Annotated in this window: 3 protein-coding genes; all 3 read left to right on the top strand. The window is 64.1% G+C overall.

The annotated features are described in order from the left end of the window. Window positions 1–168 (top strand): hypothetical protein (locus tag GY769_10445; protein MCP4202341.1); only part of this gene is annotated, 168 nt, incomplete at its 5' end. 3 nt (window positions 169–171) lie between these two features. Beyond that, on the top strand, window positions 172–648 hold the full coding sequence (locus GY769_10440; GenBank protein ID MCP4202340.1) for a hypothetical protein: 477 nt from the start codon (window positions 172–174) through the stop codon (window positions 646–648). Between the two features lie 112 nt (window positions 649–760). Beyond that, on the top strand, window positions 761–1229 hold a 469-nt coding region (locus GY769_10435; GenBank protein MCP4202339.1), incomplete at its 3' end, for an amidohydrolase family protein.

Raw genomic sequence — 1229 nt, 5'->3', positions numbered from 1 at the left:
GTCTCGGTCTTTCACGCCATCAAGGACGCCGTAGCCAGCGTCGGCCGGCATCGGCTCAGCCCGCACATCAGCGGCCCCGCGACCCCCGAGGAAGTGCTGATGGCGATCGAAGACCTGAAGCGACGACTGGCCGCCGAAAACGGCCGCACCGGCAAGGACGTGGCCTAGCTCGTGTCGAAGAAGAAGAAGAGACGTCCCGAGCGGGCCCACCCACAATCGCCCGAGGCGGAGCTCCTCTACCTGCTCGAGATTCACGGCAAGAAGAACTACTCCAAGGTTTTTGACGTTCTGGTCAAGCAGTTCGACGTGCTGCAGAGCCGCGCCCAGCTGCTCCTGGGCCTGGTGACGATCTCGTTGACGATCACCGGATTCTCGGGTCCGAAGATCGCTGCCTCGAGCACCTTCTCCAAAGTCAGCATCTCCTATGGCCTGGCCTTCATCCTGGTCTCCGCCGTGCTGATGCTCATGGGTCCCCTGCAGCTGCGCTGGGGTACCCACCGATGCAAGGATACGATCAGCGACTCTCTGATTCACCTCATCATTCGGCGCAACGAGAGAACCAGGAAATACCATGTAGCGTCGGCCCTCTTGATCGTCGGCCTCACCGGATACGTCGGTAGCGTGATCGGCTACCTGTTCGGAGCCTGACCCGTCCCCCCGAAGGGGAGCAAGCGAAACGTCACCCCGAAGGGGGGCAAACGAAACGTCACCCCGAAGGGGGGCAAACGAAACGTCACCCCGAAGGGGGGCAAACGAAACAATGAGCACCCTGCACCGCGGACACATCTTTCACCTGACCGGCACGCCGGCCGTCCAGCAGGCGGTCGAGGCCCTGGTCGAGATTCCGGACGGCGCTCTACTGGTCGACGACGACGGCGTCATCGAATGGTGCGGCCACCACGTCGATCGACCGCAGCGCGACGGCGCCCCGGTCGAGGTCGTCGATCACGGCGACGCCTTTCTGCTGCCCGGATTCGTCGACACCCACATGCACTTTCCGCAGGTGAACTCGATCGACGCCTACGGCGGCGGCCAGCTCCTGGAGTGGCTCACCGAGTGCATCTTCCCCGCCGAGGCCAGGTTTGAAAAAGAGGAGTTCGCGATCGGCGCGGCGCGAGAGTTCTGTCACCGGCTGATCTCGGCCGGGACCACGACCTCCCTGGTCTTCGGCTCCGCCTTCCCGGCCGCGCAGGACGCCCTGTTCGGCGAATACCAGCGACGCGGGCTGC

The sequence above is a fragment of the bacterium genome (assembly GCA_024224155.1).
Lineage (GTDB): Bacteria > Acidobacteriota > Thermoanaerobaculia > Multivoradales > JAHEKO01 > CALZIK01.
Note: the sequence above shows the minus strand (reverse complement) of the source record. Positions and strands in the feature narration are given on the sequence as shown.